Raw genomic sequence first — 25,176 nt, 5'->3', positions numbered from 1 at the left:
TATTAATTTTGATAATAATATTAATATAAAAGAAAATTACAATAAATTCAGGAGTAGTAATTCTATTAGTGTAAAAAATCGTGAAACAGCAAGAATAATAAAAGATTCTTTTGAACAACAAAACAATATTATTGAAGCAAATAAATTTTATGCTTTAGAAATGAAAGAACGGGAAAAAGAATTAGAGTTTAATAAGGAATCATTTGAATGGTTAGTATTTAAAATTCATGCCTGGAGTTCTAATCATTCACAAGATTGGGTACTAGCTTTATATTGGATTTTAACATTAGGTTTTGCTTTTTCTCTTTTTAATTTTTTTACAGTACAAATTGAAAATAAGTTTATTCATTTTGATTTTATAAAATTTATTGGATTATTTTGTCTAATATTAATAGGAATATTTGTTGATAATATTTGCAAAAAGAAGGATGAAATAAAATCAGTATTTTTACTTTTTTATTTTTATTTACTTTATGCTTATGAAACATCAGATGAGTTTTTAACTTTTTTTGCTAATACAATAAACCCATTTTCTATAATGACAGGAAAAGATGAATTAACTTTTGGCACACTAATCTTCAAAATAATAATCGCATATCTAATCTACCAACTTATTATTTCCATAAGACAAAATACAAGACGGAAGTGATTTATAATGTTGTTTATTAATACAAACTAAAAATTTGATTACTATTTTAATATAATTTTAAAAATAAGAGTATAGAATATAAGATAAAAAATTTATATTATATTGGAAAAGTACATGAACATTAGAACTACTTTTGATAAGATAACTTCGAACAACTCTGAGAGTTGGAGTTTAGCGTTATTTTGGATAGTTATATTTGAAATACTTGCAACTATGATTGAATACTCTTTTGTGCATCAATCACCTGATATTATGATGCATATTCCAGATGGGGTTTATTCAGAAATAATTATTGGCTTGATAGTTACTATATATATTTGGTTGTGTATGTATAATCTTGTATTTTGGGATAAGACTTCTATTTTATATCTTATTTTATTTGGATTTATTGGAGTTTATTTGATTACTACCCATGATTTTGTTTTTGATTTATTTATAAAAAACATAAATATATTTAGATTGATTCAAAGTGATACGGGAATAAATTTGATTATTCAATTATTTTTCAAGATAATAATTTTCTATTTGATATACCAACTCATCAAATCCCTTCGGACTACAAAAAATTTATAAATTATAGTTCTAATTTTTAGAACTATAAAAGAGCTTTTTTATCATACTTTAGCTATTATAATTGCTTTTAGAAATACTTTAAAAGGATAATCATGGATTGGGGTAAAGTAACCTATATATTCTTTTCACTAATGTCTTTAACTACAACGGCAGGGTTTTTATATGAACCAAACTCTTTAGCACTATTTTTAGCAGCTGGGGTTAATGTAATATCTACTATTTTAAAATTAGGTGTTAGAAACTTATTATCTGCAGAATTACTTGCAAGTTCTTTAGTTGCTGATTTACACTTGATACCTGCATTTATGGTTCTTACTTTTATGGGTGATGAAAGATTGGCTATAGCTCTTGCTATTGGAGCAATTGTTGCAAATATATTCTCAATAGCCTTAGCACTAATAGAAAGTGCAAAAAGTCAGGAAAAGGATGAGTTTTAATGGAGTATAATCCACAAGAGATAGAAAAAAAATGGCAAAACTACTGGTTAGAAAACAATAGTTTTGAACCAAGTGATGATACAAAAAAAGATAAAAAATATATTTTAAGTATGTTTCCATACCCAAGTGGTAGGATACATATGGGACATGTTAGAAATTATTGTTTAGGTGATGCATTTGCTAGATTTTTTAGAAAATCAAATTTCAATGTATTACATCCAATTGGTTGGGATAGTTTTGGAATGCCAGCTGAAAATGCTGCTATCAAACACAAACTACATCCTAAAAAATGGACTTATGAAAACATAGACTATATGAGAAAAGAGCTTAATGGTTTAGGTTTAAGTTTTTCAAAAAACAGAGAATTTGCTACTAGTGATGAACTTTATACAAGATGGGAACAAGAGTTTATTATCAAGATGTATGAAGAGGGACTTTTATATAAAAAATCAACTACAGTAAATTGGTGTCCACATGATTTAACTGTATTGGCAAATGAACAACTTGAAGATGGGTGTTGTTGGAGATGTGGTACTCCTGTTGAGCAAAAAGAGATGCCAGGTTATTATGTGGCAATAACAAAATTTGCTCAAGAGTTACTTGATGATTTAAAAGAGCTTGAAGGTTCATGGCCATCACAAGTTCTTACTATGCAAGAAAACTGGATAGGAAGAAGTGAAGGTTTAGAGTTTAGTTTTGAACTTACAAAAGATGCAAGATACAAATTAAATAAAAACTTTGCTTCATTTGATGTCTTTACAACTAGACCTGATACTATTTATGGAGTTTCATATACAGCACTTTCACCAGAACATCCAATAGTAAAATATTTAGTAGAAAATGAATTATTAGATGAAAATAAACTAAATAAAATAAAAGCTATGCAAAAAGTAAGCGAAAGAGATAGATCAATTATGCCTAAAGAAGGTGTTTCTTTAGAATTAGATGTTCTTCATCCACTAACTGGAAAAACAATTCCTGTTTGGGTTGCAAACTTTGTATTAGTATCTTATGGAAGTGGTGCAGTTATGGCTGTACCTGCCCATGATCAAAGAGATTTTGAATTTGCACAAGAGTATGACTTGCCAATTAATCAAGTAATTGTAGGGAAAGAGGGTATTATCTCAAATATGAGAGAAGCTTATACTGAATCTGGAACTCTTATTAATTCAGAAGGTTTTACAAATTTAGATAATAAAAAAGCACAAAAAGCAATAATTTATCATTTTGAACAAAACTCTTTTGGAACAAAAAAAGTTAATTATAAACTAAGAGATTGGGGAGTTTCTAGACAAAGATATTGGGGAGCACCGATTCCATTTATTCATTGCGATTCTTGTGGTTTAGTTCCTGAAAAACTTGAAAACCTTCCAGTTGCCTTACCAGAAGATGTTGAGATTACAGGTGAAGGAAATCCATTAGATAATCACCCAACATGGAAACACACATCTTGTCCAAAATGTGGTAAACCAGCATTAAGGGAAACAGATACTCTTGATACTTTTGTTCAATCATCTTGGTATTTTTTAAGATATGCAACAAATAATAAAAAATGGAATAGTGTAGGTATTGCAAAAGAAGATAGTGATTATTGGATGGATGTTGACCAATATATTGGTGGAATTGAACATGCAATTTTACATCTTCTTTATTCTAGATTTTTCACAAAAGCTTTAAATAAACTAGGATATACAAACTCAAAAGAGCCATTTAAAAGACTTCTTACTCAAGGTATGGTTTTAAAAGATGGTGCAAAGATGTCAAAATCTAAAGGCAATGTTGTAGATCCTGATAAAATTGTTGAAAAATATGGAGCAGATACTGCAAGACTATTTATGCTTTTTGCTGCGCCTCCTACTAAAGAACTTGATTGGAATGATAGCGCCGTTGATGGAGCATTTAAATTTATCAAAAGATTTACAGCAAAAGTTGAAATGGCTGAAGGTATTTCAATAGATGAAATAAATTCAATTGACCATGATTCTTTGAGCAAAGAAGAAAAAGAAGCTAGAAAAAAAGTATATGAAGCTCTGCAAAAGTCAAATGAAGTATTTTCTAAAACTTATGCCTTCAATACATTAATTGCAGCCTCAATGGAAGCCTTAAACGCTTTAAATGCACAAGATAATAAAACAGTTTGGGCAGAGGGATATTATATTTTAACAAATATTTTAGAACCTATTATTCCTCATCTTTGTTGGGAATTATCAAATGAGCTATTTGAATTAAAAAATTTCAATAATGATGTAAAAGTAAAAGAAGAGGTTTTTGTATCTGATACTATATCAATAGCTATCACTATAAATGGTAAAAAAAGAGCAGAGATAGAAGTTGCCCCAAATGCTTCAAAAGAAGAAGTTTTAGAAATAGCTAAAGAAGCATCTTCTAAATGGATTGATGGTAAAGAAATTATAAAAGAAATAGTTGTTCCAAATAAATTGGTAAACTTAGTAATTAAGGGATAATTATGAGATTAAAATCAGTTGTATTAGCAGTTTTGATTGGGTTTGTATTTGTAGCTTGCGGTTATAAACCAGGTTCATATTATGCAAAAAAAGAGATCCAAGGAAATGTATTTGTTGACTTAAAAGTTAATATAGAAGATCCAAAAAACTCAGTATTGATAAAAGATGCTATGAATGAACTATTGGTTCATAAATTAGATGCAAAATTAGTGAATAATAAAGAACTAGCTGATACAATTGTTGTAATAAGATTAAACTCTACTGGTTTTTCTACTTTACAGTACGATACTGATGGTTACTCAAAACTATATAAAGCAACATCAACTATAAATGTTCAATATAACAATATAAAAGAAAAGTTAAAAAGAAATTTTAATGTTTCTGGTACTTATGATTTTTCTATTGATAGTGGTGGAACAATTTCTGATAGTAAAAGATTTGAAGCAATTAAGGCTGCAAGTTCAAAAGCTTTGGATGAAGTTATTTCGAAAATAGCAATATTATCATTTAAAAAACCTGACCTTGAAGATTAATTTTAAAGAAATACCTTTAAAAGAGTTTTTACAATATAAAACTATGTACTATGATAAAATAGATTTTACCATAGTACAAAACTCTTTTGAAGTTTTAAGAAAAAGCATAAAATTGCCCTTTCTTGTACATATTGTTGGAACAAATGGAAAAGGAAGCACTGGAAGATTTTTAGCTAAATACTTAACAAGTATTGGTAAAGATGTTCTACATTATAGCTCTCCCCATATAACAAACTTTAATGAAAGAATTTGGATAAATGATTTTGATGTAAATGATTCACTACTTGATGAAGCTCATCTTTTTTTACAAAATATTTTAGATATCCATTTACTAGAAAAATTAACATATTTTGAGTACACAACACTTTTAGCTTTTTATTTAAGTTCTAACCGAGATTATCTTATTTTAGAAGCTGGACTTGGAGGAGAATTTGATGCTACAAATGTTGCTATAAATGATTTGTCACTTATAACTACCATTGACTTAGATCATCAATCATTTCTTGGAAATAGTATAAAAGAAATTTCTTTAACAAAAATGCGTGCTTGTGATAAAGTAATGATTGTCGGCTCTCAAATACATGATGAAGTCTATTTACATGCAAAAACTATTGAACAAGAAAGAAATATAAAGTTACTATACCTTGATGATTTTAAAATTGATGTAAGTAGTTTAAAAAACTTTTTCCCAAAATATTTATTAAAAAATATCTCTTTAGTAATAAGTGCACTAAAATATTTAAATTTTGATGTAGATGTCAAAAAATTTGAAACTATGAAATTAAATGGTAGATGTGAAAAGTATAAAAATAATATTACTTTAGATGTGGGACATAATCCTCTTGCCGCAAGAAGCATTTTGGAAGAATTTAAAAATAAGAAAATTAATTTAGTTTATAATAGTTATGCAGATAAAGATTATAAAAAAGTTTTACAAATATTAAATCCTATAATAAAAAAGTTGTATATACTACCTTTAGATGATAAAAGAGTAGTAAAAAAGAGTGATTTAATGAATGTTTGTGCTAAATTGAATATAATAACAGATGTATTTAAAAATGAAATAAATGAAGATGAAGAGTATTTAATCTTTGGTTCATTTTTGGTAATTGAAAAATTTTTGAAAATTGAGAAAAGTTTAGATGAAGATATTAAATAATAGATTAGTAATTACAGTTTCTGATGTAAATAGTACTAAATCCTACAATATTCATCAACTTTTTAAAAAAATAATTTTTATAGCAATTATAGTTGCCTTTATTGTAATTGCAGGTTCTTTTTGGTTTATCTCTTTTTTATCAAATGAAATTAGTGATTTTAAAAGTAAAAAAGAGAAAGAAATATCACTTCTGACAGAAAAAGAAAAGAAACTACAAGCTCAAAATCTTTTTTATTCAATGAAAATCAAGGGTAAAGTTAAAGACATCGAAGAACTTAGTAGTAAATTAGATAGTATTGAAGAAATAGTTGGTTTAAATAGAGATGCAAATGAACAAATAGCAATTACAAAGGCAACTTTAACTAAAATAACACCAGCTCAAAAAATGTATATGTTATCAACTATTCCAAATGGTGCTCCTTTACAAAGAATTAGTGTATCAGCTAATTTTGGATATCGTATTCATCCAATAACCCATGAAAAGAAATTTCATAGGGGAATTGATTTAAGAGCACACATTAAAACTTCAGTTTTTGCAACAGCAGATGGAGTTGTTAGGTATGTTCAACCACAGAATACAGGAGATTATGGAAGAGTTATAATTCTTTCACATAATTTTGGATTTGAAACAGTATATGCACATTTAAGTGCTACTAAAGTTAAACTTGGTGATGTAATTAAAAAAAATCAGGTCATAGGTATGACTGGAAATTCTGGAAGAAGTACAGGTCCACATTTGCACTATGAAGTAAGATATGCAAGTATGGTCTTAAATCCTAGGGATTTCATAGATTGGAATTTGAAAAAATATGAATCAATATTTAGTAAACAAAGGAGAGTACAGTGGGAGTATTTGGTAAATCTGATAAAAGAACAACAGAAGCTGGAGCAACTATAATCGCTAAAGGAACTTGCATCATAGGTGGGATTTCTACTCAAGGTACAGTTCATATAGATGGAAAATTTGAAGGTGTAATACTTGAAGCTGATGCAATTTCAATTGGGAAAACAGGTGAAGTAATCGGTGATATTAAAGCAAATCATGTAGTTGTAAGTGGTTTTTTTGATGGTAAGATTGATTGTAATGTTATGCAAGTATTAGCAGCAGGAAAAGTTATTGGTGATTTTACTTATAATGATTTGATTATCGAAGAAGATGCTAAATTTGAGGGAAGAGTTATTCGAAGAAATTCTGAACTGAAAAGTAGATATAATGAAATAGAGAATAGAATTGGTGGTTTTGTATCAACAAAAGAAGAAGATATTTCATATGAAAAACCAACTACAGAAAAGATTAAGTAAGCTCTACGAAGACAAACTAAATATTGAAAAAGAGATAGCTCTATTAGAAAAAGAACTAAATAAAAAAGAGTTAAATAAAGATGAAAAGATTGATTTATTTAGAGCTTTGTTTATTTCTAGAGCAGATGTATACTTAAAAAAATGGGTTAGTAAAGACTCTTCAAAAGAGTCTTATTTCCCAGTTACTAAAACTTTCCAAGGAAGTGATTATTTACCTCTTTTAAATGAAGATATTGAACAACATTTAAGGGGTAAAGTACAACTTTCAACTTATAATATTTCTATAAGCAACCAATGTAAATATGGTGTTTTAAAAATCTCAAAAAATGATATTTCAAAATTAGAAGCAACTTTACTACAATTAAATTTAATTGGCAATTATCAGTTTGACTCATATAATGATATTTTGGTTTGGTTTTTTTATGAAGAGAATATTCAAGCTCGTGATACAAAAGAGTTTTTGCAAAATATAATCAAAAATGCAAATATAAGTGCAAAAATATATCCAAATGTAGATTTTGTCAATAGTTCAAATTTTGGTTCATATATTGAATTACCTTTGCATTTAAAATTAAGACAGAGTAATAAAACTGTCTTTTTTGATTGTAATAGTTTACTGCCCTTTGAAGATCAATGGAATTATTTGGAAAATGTACAAAAAATACCAAAGAATTTAGTATTAAAAATAGCAAAATCAAATGAACAAAGAACTCTTCAAAGTTGGGAAAAACAAAATGAAAATGCTGTTGAGTATCCAAACTTTTCATTAAATATCACAATATATGATTATGTGTATATTAAAAGTAAGAATCTATCAAAATCATTTTTAAATGAATTGAAAAATTTAGCCGTTTTTGATAATCCTCAAATAAAGATTCTTTTGAGTTTAAGAAAACCACTTTTTAATACTCCAAAACAGATAAAAAACTATGAAGAAGATGAAATCTATTTAAAACTTCCAAGGGGAGTTTTAGGTTTTGTTTTAAGAATTCTAAAACAAAATGGTGTTAAATACACAATTGATGATAAAAGAGTAGAAAATAAACAAGAATATCCAAAAGTAAAATATGAACTAAGAGATGATCAAAATTTAGCTATATCAAAAGTAATTAAAAAAGATTTTTCTATTTGTGTTGCACCTCCTGGTTTTGGTAAAACTTTAATTGGTGCCAAGATGATAGAGTTAAGAGGTGTAAATACTTTAATTATAGTAAATAAAAATATGCTTTTAGATCAATGGATTCAAAGATTTGTTGATTATTTTGGAATGAATAAAAAGGATATAGGTTTTTTAGGTAAAAGTAAAAATAAATTAACTGGAAAACTTGATATTGCTACCATGCAAAGTTTGAAAAACCAACCAGAACTTATAAATAACTACTCCTTTGTAATAGTTGATGAGTGTCATCATATCCCAGCTGTTACTTTTGAGTTAATAATAAAACTTTTTTGTGGTAAATATGTCTTAGGGCTTAGTGCAACACCCAACCGCAAAGATGGTTTAGAGCCAATACTTTTTCAACAATTAGGTCAAATATCATATGAATATAAGAAAAAAAGAACACTTACTCATAGAATAAAAGTTATAAATACTGATTTTAAAAGTCAAGCAGATAATTATGCTCAATTAATCAATGAAATTACAATAGATAAAAATAGAAATGAATTGATTATAAATGAAGTAAAACAGTACACTAATAGAAAGATATTGATTTTAACAGATAGAATTGAACACATAAATATTTTAGAAGAATTATTAATAAAAAATAATTTAAAATATGTTAGTATACATGGAAGTTTGAGTAAAAAAGAGCAACAAGAGAATTTAGAACAAATAGAAAACAGCAATTTAATTCTTGCCACAACTTCTTATTTTGGAGAGGGAATAGATTTTCCTCATCTAAATACAATAATTTTTGCAACACCAATTTCTTATTATGGAAGATTGGTTCAATACTTAGGTAGAGTAGGGAGAGATGGACAGGAGTGTTTAGCAATTGACTTGCTTGACTCAAAAAATGCAATGTTAAATTCAACCTTTAAAAAAAGGCTTGAAGGGTATAAACAAATGCATTATAAAATTTATTAGGATTTATATGTTAGGAATAATTGTAGCTACAATTTTTATTGCAATATTTGTGAACTTATTATTGAAGAAATTCCAATTACCAACTATTATTGGTTATATATTCACAGGTACAATCATAGCTTATTTATTTGGCTTACATGAAACAGCAGTTAATAATCATGATTTAAAAGAGATTGCGGAATTTGGTGTAGTATTTTTAATGTTTACAATTGGATTAGAATTTTCAGTAAATGCTCTAATACGAATGAAAAGAGAAGTATTTTTCACAGGAACTTTACAAATTATTGTTACAACATTAATTGTTGTTCTTATCTCTTTTTACATTTTAAATTTTGATTTTCAAACTTCTATGATAATAGGAACAGCCTTATCTTTATCTTCAACTGCTATTGTTTTAAAAACATACAATGAAACTAGAGATATTAAAAAAAGACATGGACAAAGGGTTTTGGGAATTTTGATTATGCAAGATATTGCAGTAATCCCAATACTTTTAATGATATCGATTTTTACAACAAACTCTGAAAATAGTGTTTTATACATAGTTTTACAAACAACTATTGCAGCGGTTATTTTGATTGGAATATTATATTTAAGTGGAAAATATTTACTTGAGCCATTTTTAACTCATGTTAGTGAAACAAACTCAGAAGAACTTTTTGTGGGATCTGTTTTATTAATAGCAATAGGAGCTTCATATATGGCTCACTATTTTGGATTTTCTTATTCACTTGGAGCTTTTATTGCTGGTATGATGATTTCAGAGACAAAGTTTAAACATCAAGTAGAATCAGATCTTATCCCATTTAGAAATTTGTTATTAGGGGTATTCTTTGTAACTGTTGGTATGCAAATAAATTTTGAAATAATTTATTTACATTTATTTACAATATTACTTTTATTACCTATTTTGATGGTTTTAAAATATTGCATAATTTATTTAATAGTTAGACTTGATGATACAAAAAGAGTAGCTTTTAAAACTGCTTTTTCATTGATTCAAATAGGTGAATTTTCCCTAGCAATATTAGAGTTAGCAAGAAGTGCAAACTTGTTAAATGCAACTCATACACAAATTTTAATTGTAACTATTGTTTTATCAATGATTTTAACTCCCCTTGCACTTAAAAACTTATCAAAGATTGCAAGTTCTTTATTACCAGATGATATTATGGATACTACTAACACTCTAGCTGTTGATAAAGATTTAAAAGGGCATGTAGTAGTTCTTGGGTATGGGCACTTGGGACAAGAGATTGTACGGGAGCTAAAAGAGCTTAATAATGATTATATTATTATAGAAAACAAAATTTTATTCTATAAAATGGGAAAAGATGATAATGAACCTATTATTTTTGGAAATGCAGCACACAAACATATTTTAGAATCTGTAAATATTAGAAGCTCTTGTGCCATTATAGTAGCCATTGATAATCCAGCACAATTAAGAATTGTTTGTGAAAGTATTAATGAATTGACAAAAAATACTAAAACAATAGTAAAAATTACAAAAACAGAAGATATGAAAAATTTAGAAGGTTTACACTTAGAACATATAATTGTTGATGACCAAGTAGTCGCAAAAGCTTTAGTTGATGAAACTAAAGTTTGTAGTATAGATTTTTCACATAAATAAGATACTTATAAAGTATCTTATTTCATATATCTAGATTTTTGTTTATCTTTTACTTTATCTATTTCAACCACAATAAGACCATCTACGCAGTTTGAAAAATCAGGGTCTACATTAAAGCCTTGAAAATTTACTCCCCCTTCTTCACAAAGTTCAGAATATTGTTTATATAGTGTTGGTACTGCAATTCCCATATTTGAAAGGGCTGTTTTTAATATTTTAAAATCATTTTTTTTATCATTTAATTCAAACATCATTTTTAGTGATTTTAAATCAATAGAGTATTGATATGGAATTTTTGATTCTAATAGAACTTTTTCACTTGAATAATAGTGTGAATAATAAAATACAAGCATATCTTTTGCAATCTTAGGTAATGAGGCTGAAATAGATACAGGGCCATACATGTATTTTATTTGCGGATAAGTTTTTAAATATGCACCAATCCCATACCAAAGATAATCTAAGGCACGACTACCCCAATATTTTGGTTGAACAAAACTTCTTCCTAGTTCAATTGAATCATCTAAATAAGTAAGAAATTCATCTTTATACTCAAATAAGGTACTTGAATAAAATCCAGAAACTCCTAAATTGCTATTTATAAATTTACCATTTCCAATTCTATAAGAACCTACAATTTCTAAAGCTTCCCTATCCCATAAAATAATATGTTCATAATAAATATCATATTTATCAGTATCTCTTTTTTTATTTATTCCTTCACCCACACTTCTAAAAGACAATTCTCTTAGTCTTCCAAGCTCTTTTAAGACAATTGAATCATCAGTATAGTTATATAAATATATAACCTTACCATCTGAAGTTTCCCCAATAATCTTTGAATTTTTTAATTCATTCATGATGTCTTGTCTACTCTCAGGGTGAGCAATTGCCTTTTGAGTTACAAAAAAAGATCTTTTACCTTTTCTTAGTGCATATAAGTGTTTTTTGTATAAAGTTAAAAGATATTTTTTATCTATTCCTTTTGGCATAATATTTTCTGTTGGAATAATCTCACCAATTTTTATACTTATTCTTTTTGATTTTTTTTTAAACATTTCATGGGATAAAAGCAGAGTTGAAAATGTCTTATTCAAGATAGAAATTGTATAAAATATTTTAGAGTTTTTACCATCAACTAATATTGGTAAAATCGGTGCATTACAATGTTGTGCAAAACTTAAAAAACCTTTACTCCATACTGGATCTTTTATTCCTTTTGGTGTTGCTCGGCTAACTTCACCTGCTGGAAAGATTATGATAGCTTCATCATTATTTAGTGCATCATAGATAGCTTTGATATCTTTTTTACTTTGTCTTCTTTTATAATTATCAATTGGTACAAATAAAGAACTAAGTGCTTCAATTCCCGCTAAAAAATCATTTGCAACAATCTTTACATCTTTTCTAACTTTTCCTACAAGTTTCAATAAACATAAAGCATCTAATCCCCCTAAAGGATGATTTGCTATGATTACCACTTTCCCAGAACTTGGTATATTTTGTATATCATTACTAGAAACAGTATAGTCAAAATCAAAATTATCTAAAACAGCATCTACAAATTCAAAACCTTTTTTGTGGGCATTTGTTTGTAAAAACTCATTAATAGAGTCTTCATGTACTACTTTTTTTGCAAGTGAAATTAAAGATTTATTTATAAAAGATGATTCTAAATCAAGCTTTGGAAATTTTTTCTTTATCTCTTTTTTTACATTAACCATTTGTGTCCTTTTGTTATTTGATATTTTATATTTAAATGATTACATGATGGTTACTCTTTTTTTTCTTTTTTCTTTTGTTTGTTTATGGTAAACTCCACAAAAAAGTTAAAGGAGAGGTTTTTGAACAAATCATTAGTTACAAATTTATTATCTTTATTGGTAGTTATTTTAGGTTTTGTTTTAAAACAAGATATGCTTTTTATGGTGGGACTTTTTGCTTTAAGTGGAGCTATAACAAATGCTCTAGCAATTCATATGCTTTTTGAAAAAGTTCCTTTTTTATATGGTTCTGGTGTCGTTGAAAATAGATTTGAAGAGTTCAAAAAAGGAATTCATTCTTTAATAATGGAACAATTCTTTACAAAAGAAAATTTGCAAAAATTCTTTGAAGAAGAGCTTACTTCAAAAAAATCAAATTTTGACTTATCTCCAATATTAGAAAAAACAAATTTTACACCAGCTTTTGACTCACTAAAACAAGCAGTTTTAGAATCTCCATTTGGAAATATGTTAGGAATATTTGGAGGAGAGTCTGCTTTAGAGCCTTTAAAAGAGCCTTTTGTAGGGAAACTAAAAGGTGCCATTGTTACTATTTCAAAGAATGAATCTTTTCAAAACTCTTTACACGAAAGTTTAGGCACATCAAATATCAGTGATGACATTTATGAGAAGGTTAGCTTAATAGTAAATAGTAGACTAGAAGAATTAACTCCTGTGATGGTTAAAGAGATTGTTCAAAAGATGATTAAAGAGCACCTTGGCTGGTTAGTTGTTTGGGGTGGAGTCTTTGGCGGTCTTATTGGATTAGTTTCAACTACAGTAAGGTAGTATTTATATAAATGTGAATAACACTTTTTTATAAGTGTTTTTCACATAAGCTTACTGTAAAAATTTAGAATAAATATTAAGCTAAATTCTTACCATTAAAATTATTTTTATTTACTCCTATAACAACATTGTCAGATATCTCTTTAGTTTTCTTTGCAATATCATTTGTTTCTTCTGCAATAGCTGCATTTTCTTGTGTAACTTTGTCTAACATATTAACTGCATCTGCAATTTGTTGTATTCCTAAGTTTTGTTCGTTTGCCGCTGCTGCAACATCATTGATTAAGTTACTCGTTTCTATAATTCTATTTTCTAAAGTAGTAAATCCTTCAATCATATTAGAACTAATATTTTTACCATTATTAGCTTTTTCTGTAGCAGTTTCAACTAAATTTTTTATATCTTTTGCAACTTCTGCACTTCTTGAAGCTAAGTTTCTCACTTCTTGTGCAACAACTGCAAAACCTTTTCCAGCTTCTCCTGCAGTTGCAGCTTCAACTGCTGCATTTAGAGATAAAATATTTGTTTGAAATGCTATTTGATCAATCATAGTTATAGCTTCACTTATATTTAGCACTGTATTATTTATATCATCCATGGAAGTTGCTGTATCTGTTGCTAATTGTTTACCTTTAGTAGCTGAATCTTTTGTCTCATTTGATATTGAATGCATCTGTTGTGCTTTAATATTTGTTTGTTCAATATTACTTGTAATTTCTTCAATTGAAGCAGCTGTTTCTTCTAATGACGCAGCTTGTTTAGTTGCATTGCTACTAATTGTTCTAACACTATTTGATAGATTATCAGCACTTTGTTTTAAAGAAACACCATCTTCTTGACTATCTTGTAACATTTTTGTAATCATTTCATTCATGTGAATAATTTCTTTACCTATCTTACCAGAATTAGCTCCAAGTTTTATCGTAAAATCTCTATTTGAATAACTCTCTAGGGTATGAATAATTTTATTTATATCTTTACCAACTTGATTTTCCAATTGTTCTAACATATGATTTAAAATATCTTTTAATTCATTTAATGAATCAGTAGAAGTTATTTTTGTTACTCTACTATCAAATTTTCCTTGAGTAATAGTACTTGCGATACCTTTAACATCATCAATTAGAGCCATATCTTGTTGTGTAGATGTTTTTATTTTTTCTACATTTTCGTTAATAGAGTGAGCCATTCTTCCAAATTCACATGTCGTATTTATATCAATCTCTTTTGTTGCAGATTTTTTTGTATTTAAGAATTCAAAAAAACTTTCTAAGCCAAATGATATTTTTTTAAGGTAAATATTTAATTGTTTAATTGAAAGTAGAATAATTATTGCAATTATAATTAGACTTATTAGCGAAGATATGATTGATATATTTCTAATAAAATTAGCATTTGCAAGGTACTCTTCTTTTGGAGCAGAGATAACAAAAGTCCAATTTGTACCTGTATCTTTCACATTAAATGGTTGAGAATAATAAACCGATGTTTGCCCAGTGATAAATGAATCTTTAAAGAAGAAATAATTCTCTCCTTTTTTACTCTTTTCAAGCATCTCTACATAATCTTTATCATTTTTGACAATATCAAGTAGTTTCTTATTTTGAACTTCTTCTTTTGGATGCCCTATTATTATTCCATTATTATCAACAATAAAACCATATCCATTTTCATATAATTTGACACGAGAAGCTAAGTCTGATAAACCTTTTAAAAGAAAATCAATTCCAGCAGAACCAATAAATTCTCCATCTTTATACATAGGAATACCAACTGTTATAAATAATTCTTCAACTCCATCAATTTTCCAATAGTATGGTGCTGTTATAAAAGGCTTACCAGCATCTTTAGGTCCTTTAATCCATCCTTTTGATTCATCATAAGGAGCACCTGAAGCAACTACTATTCCATTTTTTGATTTTGAAGTAAATGGATGAAAAATTCCAAGCTTATCATATACAGTTCCAGCTTGGGGATTTTCTATTTTAGGAGTTAGTTTTTCTCCATATTTAGGACTATACCAAATGCTATTAATAGTTTTATTTTCATTTAAAATAGATTTTTGCAAAGAAATTATTTCATCTTTGTCTATTTGTGTATTATTAACTGCAGATGATTCTATTCTAGCGGCAAAAGCTTGTGCAACAGAAATTGCTGTATCAAGTTCGCTTTTAATTTCAATTGCATTTTTTGAAGCAAATGTTTCTCTAAATGCTTCTGCATCTTTTTGTGCAGCTTTATAAGAAAAGTTAACAATTGCAAGTGAAGCAAGAGTTAAAACAACAAAAACGGTTCCAAGTATTTTTATTAGGAGTTTCTTTCCAAAACTAGATTTTTTCCTCATTGTAGATTCCTTTTAATAAGTTTAATTTAATATATATAAAAAATATATGCATAATTATAATTATATTTAAAATTTAAAAGAATAATTATAAAAGGAAGTTTTATTCTTCCCTTGTTTTAAATTTTAAACCTCAAATTAATGCTTATTTAAATACAATACTTTTTAAAAAAAATAGTATGAATTATTTTAAAGTAGTACCTTTAGGAGATAAATTGGAAAATATTGAATTAGTAGTTATATTAGAAGTAGAAAATTTAAAAGATAAAGAGAAGTTTGAAAAGCACTTAAAAAAAGAGGGATTTAAAATAGTTCCAGAGGAAGAGTTTGTTTATACTGGGATTTCAAGTACAACAACATTTTCTACAAAAGCATATATTTTAGAAGTATTTAAAAAAGGTTTACAAAAAACCGAGTTTGACTCTTGTAATATGGTTTTTTTACTTAATGAAACACCATACCCTCCATATACTTATGACAAAACTACAAATGATTTTGAAGAGGTTAAGTAGTATTGAACGGCTTATTTGAATTTTTTAAAGAGAAAAATGAATGTAAACTTTTAATAGTAAGTGATGATAAAGAGGCACAAGAAGCCTCTGATGTATTATCTTATAATCAAAAAAAACCTTTTGTATTAGCTGATTTTAGAGCAAATTTTGGAGATGACTTACTCTCTTTTTCAGAAGAATTACAAAATATCACAAAAACTTTAAATGAGTTTTACTCTTATAAGAAAGAGAATAAAGTTCTAGTTGTACCCTTACGAACAGCTTCATATAAAATGCCAGTTGAGAAGTGTTTTGACTCTTTTAAAATAGAGTTTGCTTCAACTATTGATTTGGATAAATTAAAAGATAAACTTTACAATTGGGGATATTATTTTGTAGATATTGTTACAAGTGAGGGAGAAGTCTCTCTTCGAGGTGATATACTTGATATTTGTCCTTTAGGAGCAAATAAAGGTTTTAGAGTAAGTTTGTTTGATGATGAGGTTGAAAGTATCAGAGAGTTTGATATTGAAGATCAAAAATCATCAAAAGAAGAGATAGACTTTTTTAATATTACTCCTGCATTTTTAGCTTTGAATGAAGAAGAGATAAATAGGATAAATGAAGAGCTTGAAACTGTACAAAGTGATGCTTTTATAAAAGATATTCACTCTTTAGGGTTTTGGTATTTGGATGATTTGGGAGAGTATTTGCCTTCTAAGTTTACTTCATATATTACTTATACTGCCCTTGATGAACTTGATGAAGCATATATCTTTGAAGCAAAAAGAATCGATAAAGAGAAGTTTTTAACTCTACCGAAAATACCAAAAGCGAAAAAATACCAAAAAATAGAACCTGCAAATATAAAAGAGTTTTTGAGTTTTCATGAAGGTAAAAAACATATAATCATTTCAAGTACTGAAGCTAAGGTAAAAAGCTTTGATTTAGAACTAAGTGATAAAAATATCAAGTATGTTTTTGAACCATATATTATAAATTTAGTAAGTGATGATGAGGTCATTATATCACTTAACAAAGAGATAAAGAAAAAAAGAAAAAAGAAAATTAAGCTTGTACTTGATGAACTTCTTGTAAATGACTATGTAGTTCATGAACAACATGGTATTGGACAGTATAAAGGAATAGAACCTGTTGTTGTAATGGGTGCAAAAAGAGATTTTGTAATAGTTGCATATGCAAATGAAGATAAACTTTTAATACCAGTTGAAAATATAGATTTAATAGATAGGTATGTGGCAGATGGTAGTTCTTATGCTGTTGTTGATACACTTGGTAAGGGAAGTTTTGCAAAACTAAAAGATAAAGTAAAAGATAGACTTTTTGCAATTGCAAATGATATTATAAAATTAGCAGCTGCAAGAGAACTTGTAAATGGCATAAAAATAAATTGTGATAAAAAGATATTAAAAGATTTTAGCACTAGTGCCGGTTTTGATTATACTAAAGATCAAAAAAGAAGTATAAATGAACTCTTTGATGATTTAAGTAGTGGAAAAGTGATGGATAGATTACTTTCTGGTGATGTTGGTTTTGGTAAAACAGAAGTTGCGATGAATGCACTTTTAGCAGTTATCTTAGATGGATATCAAGCTCTTTTTGTATGTCCTACTACTTTGTTGGCTTCTCAACATTTTCATAGTATGAAAAAAAGGTTTGATGGATTTGGGATAAGAATGGCTCAACTTGATGGAAAAACAACTGCAAAAGAAAAAACTTATGTTAAAAAAGCATTAGAAAGTGGAGATATAGATTTAGTAGTTGGAACTCACTCTTTACTTGATATTAAAACAAAAGATTTAGCTTTGGTTGTGATTGATGAAGAACACAAGTTTGGTGTAAAACAAAAAGAGAAATTAAAAGAACTAAGAGAAGATGTTCATATTTTTTCAATGAGTGCAACTCCAATTCCACGAACTCTAAACTTAGCCTTGTCAAAACTAAAAGGTATGAGTTCACTTTTAACTCCTCCAACTGAGAGATTAGGTGTTAGATCTTATGTAAAAGAGTTTGATGAAAAACTTATAAAAGAGATAGTTTTAAGGGAAAAAAGAAGAGGTGGACAGCTTTTTTATGTGCATAATAATATTGCCTCAATGGAAGCAAAAAAAGCAGATATGGAAGATCTTATTCCAAATATAAAAATTGAGATGATTCACTCAAAAATTACACAAGTAAAAGCTGAAAAATTAATCGAAGATTTCAACGATGGTAAATTTGATATTTTACTTGCAACTTCAATAGTAGAATCAGGACTTCACTTGCCAAATGCAAACTCTATGATAATTGATGGTGCAGATAGATTTGGAATAGCAGATTTACATCAACTAAGAGGAAGAGTAGGGCGAGGGCATAAAGAAGGTTTTTGTTATTTTATAGTGGAAGATAAGAAAAAAATCACAAGTGATGCCATAAAAAGATTATTGGCTTTAGAGTCGAACTCATACTTAGGAAGTGGAACAGCCTTAGCTCACCAAGACTTAGAAATAAGAGGTGGTGGTAATATCATAGGTGAAGCTCAAAGTGGACATATCAAACAAATAGGTTATGGGCTATATCTTAAGATGTTAGAAGATACCTTAGCAACACTTAGTGGAGAATCAAAAGAAGAGAGTCAAATAGTAGATATAAAACTTGCTATTTCTGCGTTTATTTCAAGTGATTACATAGTAGAAGATAGAGTAAGACTTGAACTTTATAGACGACTTGGAAAAGCAAAATCAAAAGAAGCTATTTATGAAATTGAAGAAGAGATGGAAGATAGATTTGGGAAACCAGATACTCCAACAAAACAGTTTTTAGAACTAATTATGATAAAAGTTTTAGCTTTACAAAAAGAGATAAAAACGGTATCAAGTTACGAGATGAATGTAACTTTCACTAAAAATGATGATACAAAAGAGACAATCAAATCTCCAAGTAAAGATGATGATGATATTATTGCCACGGCTTTAAAGTATTTAAGAAAATAATTCTTAAATACTTATACATACCTTATTTCTACCAGTTTCTTTTGCTTTATAAAGTGCTTCATCGACTAATTTATAAACACTATCAGCACTTTGAAGTTTTTCTCCTTTTGTAACAACTAATCCAATTGAAATAGTTAAGTAAGGACTTATTTTATTCGCTTTATGTTCAATTCTTAAAGCTTCAATTTCATTTTTAATTGAATTTGCATATGCTAAGGATTCTTCTTCATTTTTATATGAGAAAAGAATCCCAAACTCTTCTCCTCCTAATCTAAATGCAAAATCACTTGCTCTTGCAGTATTTTTAATTAATATTTCAGAAACTTTTACAAGCGCTTCATCTCCTTTTTGATGTCCATACGTGTCATTATAAAGTTTAAAGTAATCAATATCTAACATAATAAAAGCAAGAAAATAGTTATTTCTTTTTGCTCTGTTTATTTCTTCTTCAATTTTTGTATTAAAGTATCTTCTGTTGTATGTTTGTGTTAGCTCATCTGTTATTGATAGATATTCAACTCTCTTTTTATCTGTTATATTTTGTTTTATTCCTGTATAACCTTTTATTTTCCCTTTATGATAAGTTGGATAAATAGTTATTTTTACCCAATATATTTCACCATTTTTATTTTTATTTTTTAATTCACCTTCCCAAATATTACCATTTAATAAAGCTTTCCACATCTGTTTATAAGTCTCTTTTGGAATACCAGGGTGACGAACTATATTATGTGATTTACCTATTAACTCTTCTTCTGCATACCCAGATATTTTACAAAATGAATCATTAGCACTTGTTATTTTACCTTTAGCATCTGTAGTTGATATGATTACATTTTTATTAACAATTTCTAAAAGGTCTCGAACTCTTTTTTCTGCTTTATTTCTAAGTTTCAATGTTTTGTTTAGTTTTTTTGCAATAGTTCTAAACTCTGTAAAAGAAAATTTATCTAAATTTATTTTTTTCAGATTTGAAGAAGCTGAATTAAAAAGCGAAATTAAATTTATTATATTTGATTCAATAAAAGAGGTTATTCTTTTAGATACAAAGTAAATAAGAATAAATAAAAAAACAAATATTAAAAGAATAATACTCGATTTTGTAAAAATTGCATTTTTCAATTGATTTTGTTTTTTTAATAATTCATTATCAAGTTCATCCATATATGAACCTGTACCAATAATCCATCTCCATTTTGCATACTCTTTTACAAATGCTAGTTTTTCATACTTTTCATCAGCAGAGTTCAATTTTTTAAATTTATAAAAGAAAAATCCACCATCAGGATTCTTTAATGCCTCTAGTTGCTTTTTAAACAGGGATTCATTTGGATATTCTATAGGTGGAATGGCTTCTTTTCCATCGTGAATTAGTGCTTTTTTATCTAAAGTGTTAATGAAAAAATATCCATCTTTACCATATCTAATTGAAGCAATATATTTTAATACTTCATTTTTACTCTCCTTAGTAAGGTCATCGATATAAAACCCCATTCCTATATGCCAATTATATGGTTCAAATAGTTTAATAAAGGACAATTTATCATATGATTTATTATCATCAGTATTGGGTTTGATAAAATAGTTATCAACAAAACCCTCTTTTTTATTTAAAGCGATATTACTTTGTTTTTGGATAAAATAATTTCCTTTTTCATCTTTTAAATTCCAAATATCTTTATTATCTTCTAAATAAGATTTTTTATTAAAAAGTATTGCTCGGCCTTGATTTGAATTAATAAAAAAGTATGTATCTGATTCATAAGTAATATTCTCAAGTGAAGTTATTATAAGATATTGAATCTCTTTTTCATTTTTTGTATTTTTGTATTTATTATATATCTTGTAAGCAATTAAATAAGCATCATTAACTCTATTTCTTAATTTCTCTTTTGTTTTTATTTTAATATTTTTTTCATTATATGATATATAGTCATACATCTTATTTACTTCACGCTTTATTTCATTTTTCTTTTGATTAATAAAATCACTTCTAATTTGTTCACTTTCTTTTAAGAAATTTTTGTATTCAAAAAATGTACTAATTGTAAATGCAAGAAATGTAGATATTATAGCTGTGTAAAAAATGGCTTTTAAGATTAAGTTAGATAATTTCATTTCAAGACTTTTATAATTTTATATATTATATTATAAAATAGGTATTAAAGGTATAAAAATAGTAATTTGACATGTGAATAAATAAAATTTTATAGCATATTTTCTCTTTTATTATAAGCTTAGATAATAATATTATTTATAATAAATTAATATTTAAGTTGTATACTTACAAAAAAATAATAAGTTTAAATTATTAAAGAATCAAGAAATGTACAATTATTTAAGAATCTTCAAATTTTATATTGATGGCTTTAAAAGTCTAACTATAGGTAAAACTTTATGGAAAATCATAATTATAAAATTAATTGTAATTATAACTCTTCTAAATTTTTATATTTATGACAAATCATTAAATAGTGAATATAAAACCACTAAAGAAAAAATAAATTTTGTATATAAAAATATCACAAAGGACTAAATATGGAAGCACATTTAGTAGATTGGTCTAGGGCTCAATTTGCATTAACCGCTATTTATCATTGGCTTTTTGTTCCATTAACTTTAGGATTAGGATTTATCATAGCTTTTATGGAAACTATTTATGTAAAAACTGGCGATGAATTTTGGAAAAAAACAACAAAATTCTGGATGGGATTATTTGCTATAAACTTTGCTATAGGGGTTGCAACTGGTCTTATTATGGAGTTTGAATTTGGAACTAATTGGGCAAATTATTCGTGGTTTGTTGGAGATATTTTTGGCGCTCCTTTAGCAATAGAAGGACTTTTGGCATTTTTTATGGAGTCAACTTTTTTTGCTGTTATGTTTTTTGGTTGGGATAAGGTAAGTAAAAAATTTCATCTTCTTTCAACTTGGCTTGTAGCCATTGGTTCAAATTTAAGTGCTTTGTGGATTTTAGTAGCAAATGGTTGGATGCAATATCCTGTTGGAGTAAAATTTAATCCAGATACAGTTAGAAATGAGATGAATAATTTTTGGGATGTGATTTTATCTCCAGTTGCCATAACAAAATTTTTACACACAATTTCAAGTGGTTATATTATGGCTTCTTTATTTGTAGTAGGAGTATCTGCTTGGTTTTTATTGAAAAAAAGAGAAACCAAATTTGCAAAAAAATCAATGATAGTTGGTGCTACTTTTGGACTAATCACTTCAATATTTATTTTATTAACGGGAGATGAATCAGCCCACCAAGTTGCTTTAAAACAACCTGTAAAATTAGCAGCAATGGAAGGTTTATATGAGGGTAAAGAGAAAGCTGGAATAACAGGTATTGGTATTTTAAATCCTAAGAAGAATTTAAATAATGATGAAGAGAGTTATTTATTTGAAATCAATGCTCCTTATGCCCTTTCTTTTTTGGCTTTTCATGATATAGATTCTTTTGTTCCTGGTTTAAAAGATTTGGTTTATGGAAATGAAAAATATGGTATCGAATCTGTTAAGTCAAAAATGCTAAAAGGAAAAATTGCAATTGATGCTCTAAAAGAGTACAAAGAAGCAAAAAAAAGTGGTGATATGGTAAGTCAGCTAACAAGTAAGTCTATTTTAGAAAAAAACATGAAATACTTTGGGTATGGACATTTGAAAAAACCAGAAGATGTTGTTCCTCCTGTTGCAATTACATTTTATTCTTTTCATACAATGGTAGCTCTTGGAACATGGTTTTTCCTTCTTTTTGTTTTGATTTTATTTTTTAGTATAAAAAGAGAGATATCAAAATATAAACTTCTTTTAATATTTTCAATAGTCTCTATTCCTTTAGGATATATTGCAAGTGAAGCAGGCTGGATAGTTGCTGAAGTTGGTAGACAACCTTGGGCTATACAAAATTTGATGCCAGTTGGAATTGCTGTTACTGATATCTCATCTACAAGTGTACAAGCAACCTTTTTTCTGTTTGCTGTTTTATTTACATTGCTTCTTGTAGCTGAGATAAAGATTATGCTTAAACAAATATCTCTTGGTTTTGAGGGAGGACATTAATATGTTTGAAAATCTTACTTTACTTCAATTACAACAGTATTGGTGGATAATAATTTCACTTTTAGGTGGCTTATTTGCTTTTATTATGTTTGTTCAAGGTGGTCAAACACTATTGGGGAGATTATCAAAGGGTGATGAGACGTTAAAAACTATGCTTATAAATTCTCTTGGTAGAAAATGGGAATTAGGTTTTACTACATTAGTACTTTTTGGTGGAGCACTTTTTGCTGCTTTTCCTTTATTTTATTCTACAAGTTTTGGTGGAGCGTATTGGGTATGGATGGCAATTTTATTTTGTTTTATTATTCAAGCGGTAAGTTATGAATTTAGAAAAAAAGCTAATAATTTTTTAGGGCAAAAAGTTTATGAGTTGTTCCTTTTTATAAATGGAAGTGTAGGTGTGATTTTATTAGGAATTGCAATAGCTACTTTTTTTTCTGGTTCAAGCTTTAGTGTGGATACAAATAATTTCTCACATTGGCATGGCTCATATAGAGGATTAGAAGCTGCAAGTAATATATTTAATCTATCTTTAGGTTTTGCACTATTTTTTCTAGTGAGAATTTCAGGAGCCTTATATTTTATAAATAATATTGATAATGAAACCATAAAACAAAGAGCAATAAGAAGTATAAAAATTGATATGCTTTTTTTTCTATTTTTCTTTTTGATTTTCTTATATTTACTTTTGAGTAAAAGTGGTTTTGCTTATGATAATAATGGATTGGTATATTATCAAGAGTACAAATATTTATATAATTTTGTAGAAATGCCAATAGTTTTAGGAATGTTCTTAATAGGCTTGTTGATGGTTATAATTGCAGTTTTTATGACCATTCATTTTAATAAAACTTGTTGTATCAAAACAGCTGGTGTTGGTATCGTATTAACTGTAATGGCTTTATTTTTAAATGTTGGATTAAATGGAACTTCATATTACCCTTCATTTTATGATATTCAAAGTTCATTGACTATTCAAAATAGTTCAGGAAGTCATTATACTTTGACTACTATGTCTTATGTTTCACTAATTGTTCCTTTTGTTTTGGCATATATAACTTATGCTTGGTATCAAATGGACAAAGTGAAAATAACTAAAGATGAGATGGAAAATTCTCATACTCATAAATATTAGGAGTTAAAATGGAGTATTTAAGTTCAATTATTTGGCTTGTTTCCTGGCCTCTGGTGATTTATATTTCTTTTAAATTGATAGAACATAATATAAAGAAAATATAGATTTAATACAAAATAATATATAAAAAGGACAATAAAATGATTACATTCCCTCTAAAAACAAATAAAGAAAATGCAGCGGTATCACCACTGTTTGGTAAAGCAAAATATTTTGCTTTTTTTGATGGCAAAAATTTAAGTGTTGAAGAAAATCCATATGGAAAAGGTTCAAAACTTATTAATTGGTTTAATGAAAAAGGCGTAGATACAATAGTAATAAAAGAGATGGGTTCTAAACCTTTTGAAGCTATTTCTAAAACGCCTATAAAAGTATTGTATGCAGGTAATGATAGAGTTACTACAAATGAGGTATTAGAAAACTATACAACTAATAGTTTAAAAGAGTTATCAATAGATGAACTTCAAAAAATAGTTAAAGAACATAAAGGAGATAAAAGTTCTTCTTGTCATTCACATTCACATGAAGGTGAAACTAAAAAGAGTTGTCATAAAAAAATGGTAGCTCAAAATCCATATGTTTTTTTAAATAAATAGTACAAAGCTTCTCGCTTTGTACTAAATTTTTAAATAGTTCTCCACTTAGCAGGACCAGTAGTGTGAATAGAAGTACCCTCAGTATCAACAGCTACAGTAACAGGCATGTCTTTAACCTCAAATTCATATATAGCTTCCATACCAAGTTCTTCAAATGCTA

The 25,176-nt window shown here is 27.5% G+C and carries 20 protein-coding genes and 1 pseudogene; 17 read left to right on the top strand and 4 right to left on the bottom strand.

Annotated elements, in window-relative coordinates; genetic code table 11:
- The 10 genes and pseudogenes from CRU95_RS16675 to CRU95_RS15195 form a co-directional block, all read left to right on the top strand.
- Positions 1-649 (top strand): annotated as a pseudogene (locus CRU95_RS16675) (hypothetical protein); the annotation flags it as partial.
- A 114-nt stretch (positions 650-763) separates the two neighbouring features.
- Positions 764-1,222: a hypothetical protein gene (locus tag CRU95_RS15235; protein WP_129101978.1), complete on the top strand. Its 459-nt coding sequence runs from the start codon at positions 764-766 to the stop codon at positions 1,220-1,222.
- Between the two features lie 92 nt (positions 1,223-1,314).
- Entirely contained in the window at positions 1,315-1,659 is a 345-nt protein-coding gene (locus tag CRU95_RS15230) for a DUF6394 family protein (RefSeq protein ID WP_013134466.1), read from the top strand.
- The gene (leuS, locus tag CRU95_RS15225; protein WP_129101977.1) at positions 1,659-4,124 is read left to right on the top strand and encodes a leucine--tRNA ligase; all 2,466 of its coding nucleotides are present in this window, start codon (positions 1,659-1,661) and stop codon (positions 4,122-4,124) included. Before CRU95_RS15230 ends, leuS begins: the two co-directional genes overlap by 1 nt.
- Before the next feature lie 2 nt (positions 4,125-4,126).
- Complete coding sequence (gene lptE, locus CRU95_RS15220) at positions 4,127-4,657, top strand: LPS assembly lipoprotein LptE (protein WP_129101976.1); 531 nt, start codon at positions 4,127-4,129, stop codon at positions 4,655-4,657.
- Positions 4,647-5,816 (top strand): folylpolyglutamate synthase/dihydrofolate synthase family protein, encoded by a 1,170-nt coding sequence (locus tag CRU95_RS15215; RefSeq protein ID WP_129101975.1) that lies wholly within the window; start codon positions 4,647-4,649, stop codon positions 5,814-5,816. Before lptE ends, CRU95_RS15215 begins: the two co-directional genes overlap by 11 nt.
- The gene (locus tag CRU95_RS15210) at positions 5,800-6,714 is read left to right on the top strand and encodes a M23 family metallopeptidase (protein ID WP_129101974.1); all 915 of its coding nucleotides are present in this window, start codon (positions 5,800-5,802) and stop codon (positions 6,712-6,714) included. The genes CRU95_RS15215 and CRU95_RS15210 overlap by 17 nt, the downstream gene beginning before the upstream one ends.
- Complete coding sequence (locus CRU95_RS15205; RefSeq protein ID WP_129101973.1) at positions 6,660-7,118, top strand: polymer-forming cytoskeletal protein; 459 nt, start codon at positions 6,660-6,662, stop codon at positions 7,116-7,118. Before CRU95_RS15210 ends, CRU95_RS15205 begins: the two co-directional genes overlap by 55 nt.
- Positions 7,087-9,207 carry a DEAD/DEAH box helicase gene (locus tag CRU95_RS15200; RefSeq protein ID WP_129101972.1) on the top strand — a complete coding sequence of 707 codons (2,121 nt, stop codon included), beginning with the start codon at positions 7,087-7,089 and terminating at the stop codon, positions 9,205-9,207. The genes CRU95_RS15205 and CRU95_RS15200 overlap by 32 nt, the downstream gene beginning before the upstream one ends.
- Positions 9,208-9,214: 7 nt before the next feature.
- On the top strand, positions 9,215-10,843 hold the full coding sequence (locus tag CRU95_RS15195; RefSeq protein ID WP_129101971.1) for a cation:proton antiporter: 1,629 nt from the start codon (positions 9,215-9,217) through the stop codon (positions 10,841-10,843).
- A gap of 17 nt (positions 10,844-10,860) precedes the next feature.
- Here the strand turns inward: CRU95_RS15195 and CRU95_RS15190 are convergent, their stop codons facing one another.
- Positions 10,861-12,567 carry a GNAT family N-acyltransferase gene (locus tag CRU95_RS15190; RefSeq protein ID WP_129101970.1) on the bottom strand — a complete coding sequence of 569 codons (1,707 nt, stop codon included), beginning with the start codon at positions 12,565-12,567 and terminating at the stop codon, positions 10,861-10,863.
- A gap of 120 nt (positions 12,568-12,687) precedes the next feature.
- Here CRU95_RS15190 and CRU95_RS15185 point away from each other — a divergent pair, with 120 nt between their 5' ends.
- On the top strand, positions 12,688-13,395 hold the full coding sequence (locus tag CRU95_RS15185) for a DUF445 domain-containing protein (RefSeq protein WP_129101969.1): 708 nt from the start codon (positions 12,688-12,690) through the stop codon (positions 13,393-13,395).
- 76 nt (positions 13,396-13,471) lie between these two features.
- Here CRU95_RS15185 and CRU95_RS15180 read toward each other — a convergent pair whose 3' ends face one another.
- A complete protein-coding gene (locus CRU95_RS15180) occupies positions 13,472-15,739 on the bottom strand; it encodes a methyl-accepting chemotaxis protein (protein WP_129101968.1) in 2,268 nt (755 codons plus the stop codon).
- Between the two features lie 176 nt (positions 15,740-15,915).
- Here CRU95_RS15180 and CRU95_RS15175 point away from each other — a divergent pair, with 176 nt between their 5' ends.
- Together CRU95_RS15175 and CRU95_RS15170 are read left to right on the top strand one after the other, a co-directional pair.
- Positions 15,916-16,248: a hypothetical protein gene (locus CRU95_RS15175; RefSeq protein ID WP_258238735.1), complete on the top strand. Its 333-nt coding sequence runs from the start codon at positions 15,916-15,918 to the stop codon at positions 16,246-16,248.
- Positions 16,249-16,250: 2 nt separating this feature from the next.
- The gene (locus tag CRU95_RS15170) at positions 16,251-19,220 is read left to right on the top strand and encodes a DEAD/DEAH box helicase (protein WP_129101966.1); all 2,970 of its coding nucleotides are present in this window, start codon (positions 16,251-16,253) and stop codon (positions 19,218-19,220) included.
- A gap of 3 nt (positions 19,221-19,223) precedes the next feature.
- Here the strand turns inward: CRU95_RS15170 and CRU95_RS15165 are convergent, their stop codons facing one another.
- The gene (locus tag CRU95_RS15165) at positions 19,224-21,338 is read right to left on the bottom strand and encodes a cache domain-containing protein (protein ID WP_129101965.1); all 2,115 of its coding nucleotides are present in this window, start codon (positions 21,336-21,338) and stop codon (positions 19,224-19,226) included.
- A gap of 208 nt (positions 21,339-21,546) precedes the next feature.
- Here CRU95_RS15165 and CRU95_RS15160 point away from each other — a divergent pair, with 208 nt between their 5' ends.
- The 4 genes from CRU95_RS15160 (at position 21,547) to CRU95_RS15145 (ending at position 25,016) form a co-directional block, all read left to right on the top strand.
- Complete coding sequence (locus CRU95_RS15160) at positions 21,547-21,756, top strand: DUF4492 domain-containing protein (RefSeq protein WP_129101964.1); 210 nt, start codon at positions 21,547-21,549, stop codon at positions 21,754-21,756.
- 2 nt (positions 21,757-21,758) lie between these two features.
- Entirely contained in the window at positions 21,759-23,285 is a 1,527-nt protein-coding gene (locus tag CRU95_RS15155; RefSeq protein ID WP_129101963.1) for a cytochrome ubiquinol oxidase subunit I, read from the top strand.
- Between the two features lies 1 nt (position 23,286).
- On the top strand, positions 23,287-24,420 hold the full coding sequence (gene cydB / locus CRU95_RS15150; protein WP_129101962.1) for a cytochrome d ubiquinol oxidase subunit II: 1,134 nt from the start codon (positions 23,287-23,289) through the stop codon (positions 24,418-24,420).
- Positions 24,421-24,560: 140 nt separating this feature from the next.
- Positions 24,561-25,016 (top strand): NifB/NifX family molybdenum-iron cluster-binding protein, encoded by a 456-nt coding sequence (locus tag CRU95_RS15145; RefSeq protein ID WP_129101961.1) that lies wholly within the window; start codon positions 24,561-24,563, stop codon positions 25,014-25,016.
- 29 nt (positions 25,017-25,045) lie between these two features.
- On the opposite strand, the gene CRU95_RS15140 is transcribed toward CRU95_RS15145, so the two are convergent.
- Positions 25,046-25,176: fumarate hydratase C-terminal domain-containing protein (locus tag CRU95_RS15140; protein WP_164969811.1), on the bottom strand; the 131-nt coding region annotated here is incomplete at its 5' end.

This window comes from Arcobacter sp. F2176 (assembly GCF_004116465.1).
Lineage (GTDB): Bacteria > Campylobacterota > Campylobacteria > Campylobacterales > Arcobacteraceae > Arcobacter > Arcobacter siniprincipis.
The sequence above is the reverse complement of the archived record's forward strand: the minus strand, read 5'-3'. Positions and strand labels throughout refer to the sequence as shown.

What these genes read in the sequence shown, in the direction of transcription:
- CRU95_RS15235 (WP_129101978.1), top strand. Translation starts at nt 764, where the DNA reads ATGAACATTAGAACTACTTTTGATAAGATAACTTCGAACAACTCTGAG.
- CRU95_RS15230 (WP_013134466.1), top strand. Translation starts at nt 1,315, where the DNA reads ATGGATTGGGGTAAAGTAACCTATATATTCTTTTCACTAATGTCTTTA.
- leuS (WP_129101977.1), top strand. Translation starts at nt 1,659, where the DNA reads ATGGAGTATAATCCACAAGAGATAGAAAAAAAATGGCAAAACTACTGG.
- lptE (WP_129101976.1), top strand. Translation starts at nt 4,127, where the DNA reads ATGAGATTAAAATCAGTTGTATTAGCAGTTTTGATTGGGTTTGTATTT.
- CRU95_RS15210 (WP_129101974.1), top strand. Translation starts at nt 5,800, where the DNA reads ATGAAGATATTAAATAATAGATTAGTAATTACAGTTTCTGATGTAAAT.
- CRU95_RS15200 (WP_129101972.1), top strand. Translation starts at nt 7,087, where the DNA reads ATGAAAAACCAACTACAGAAAAGATTAAGTAAGCTCTACGAAGACAAA.
- CRU95_RS15195 (WP_129101971.1), top strand. Translation starts at nt 9,215, where the DNA reads ATGTTAGGAATAATTGTAGCTACAATTTTTATTGCAATATTTGTGAAC.
- CRU95_RS15190 (WP_129101970.1), bottom strand. Translation starts at nt 12,567, where the DNA reads ATGGTTAATGTAAAAAAAGAGATAAAGAAAAAATTTCCAAAGCTTGAT.
- CRU95_RS15180 (WP_129101968.1), bottom strand. Translation starts at nt 15,739, where the DNA reads ATGAGGAAAAAATCTAGTTTTGGAAAGAAACTCCTAATAAAAATACTT.
- CRU95_RS15175 (WP_258238735.1), top strand. Translation starts at nt 15,916, where the DNA reads ATGAATTATTTTAAAGTAGTACCTTTAGGAGATAAATTGGAAAATATT.
- CRU95_RS15165 (WP_129101965.1), bottom strand. Translation starts at nt 21,338, where the DNA reads ATGAAATTATCTAACTTAATCTTAAAAGCCATTTTTTACACAGCTATA.
- CRU95_RS15160 (WP_129101964.1), top strand. Translation starts at nt 21,547, where the DNA reads ATGTACAATTATTTAAGAATCTTCAAATTTTATATTGATGGCTTTAAA.
- CRU95_RS15155 (WP_129101963.1), top strand. Translation starts at nt 21,759, where the DNA reads ATGGAAGCACATTTAGTAGATTGGTCTAGGGCTCAATTTGCATTAACC.
- cydB (WP_129101962.1), top strand. Translation starts at nt 23,287, where the DNA reads ATGTTTGAAAATCTTACTTTACTTCAATTACAACAGTATTGGTGGATA.
- CRU95_RS15145 (WP_129101961.1), top strand. Translation starts at nt 24,561, where the DNA reads ATGATTACATTCCCTCTAAAAACAAATAAAGAAAATGCAGCGGTATCA.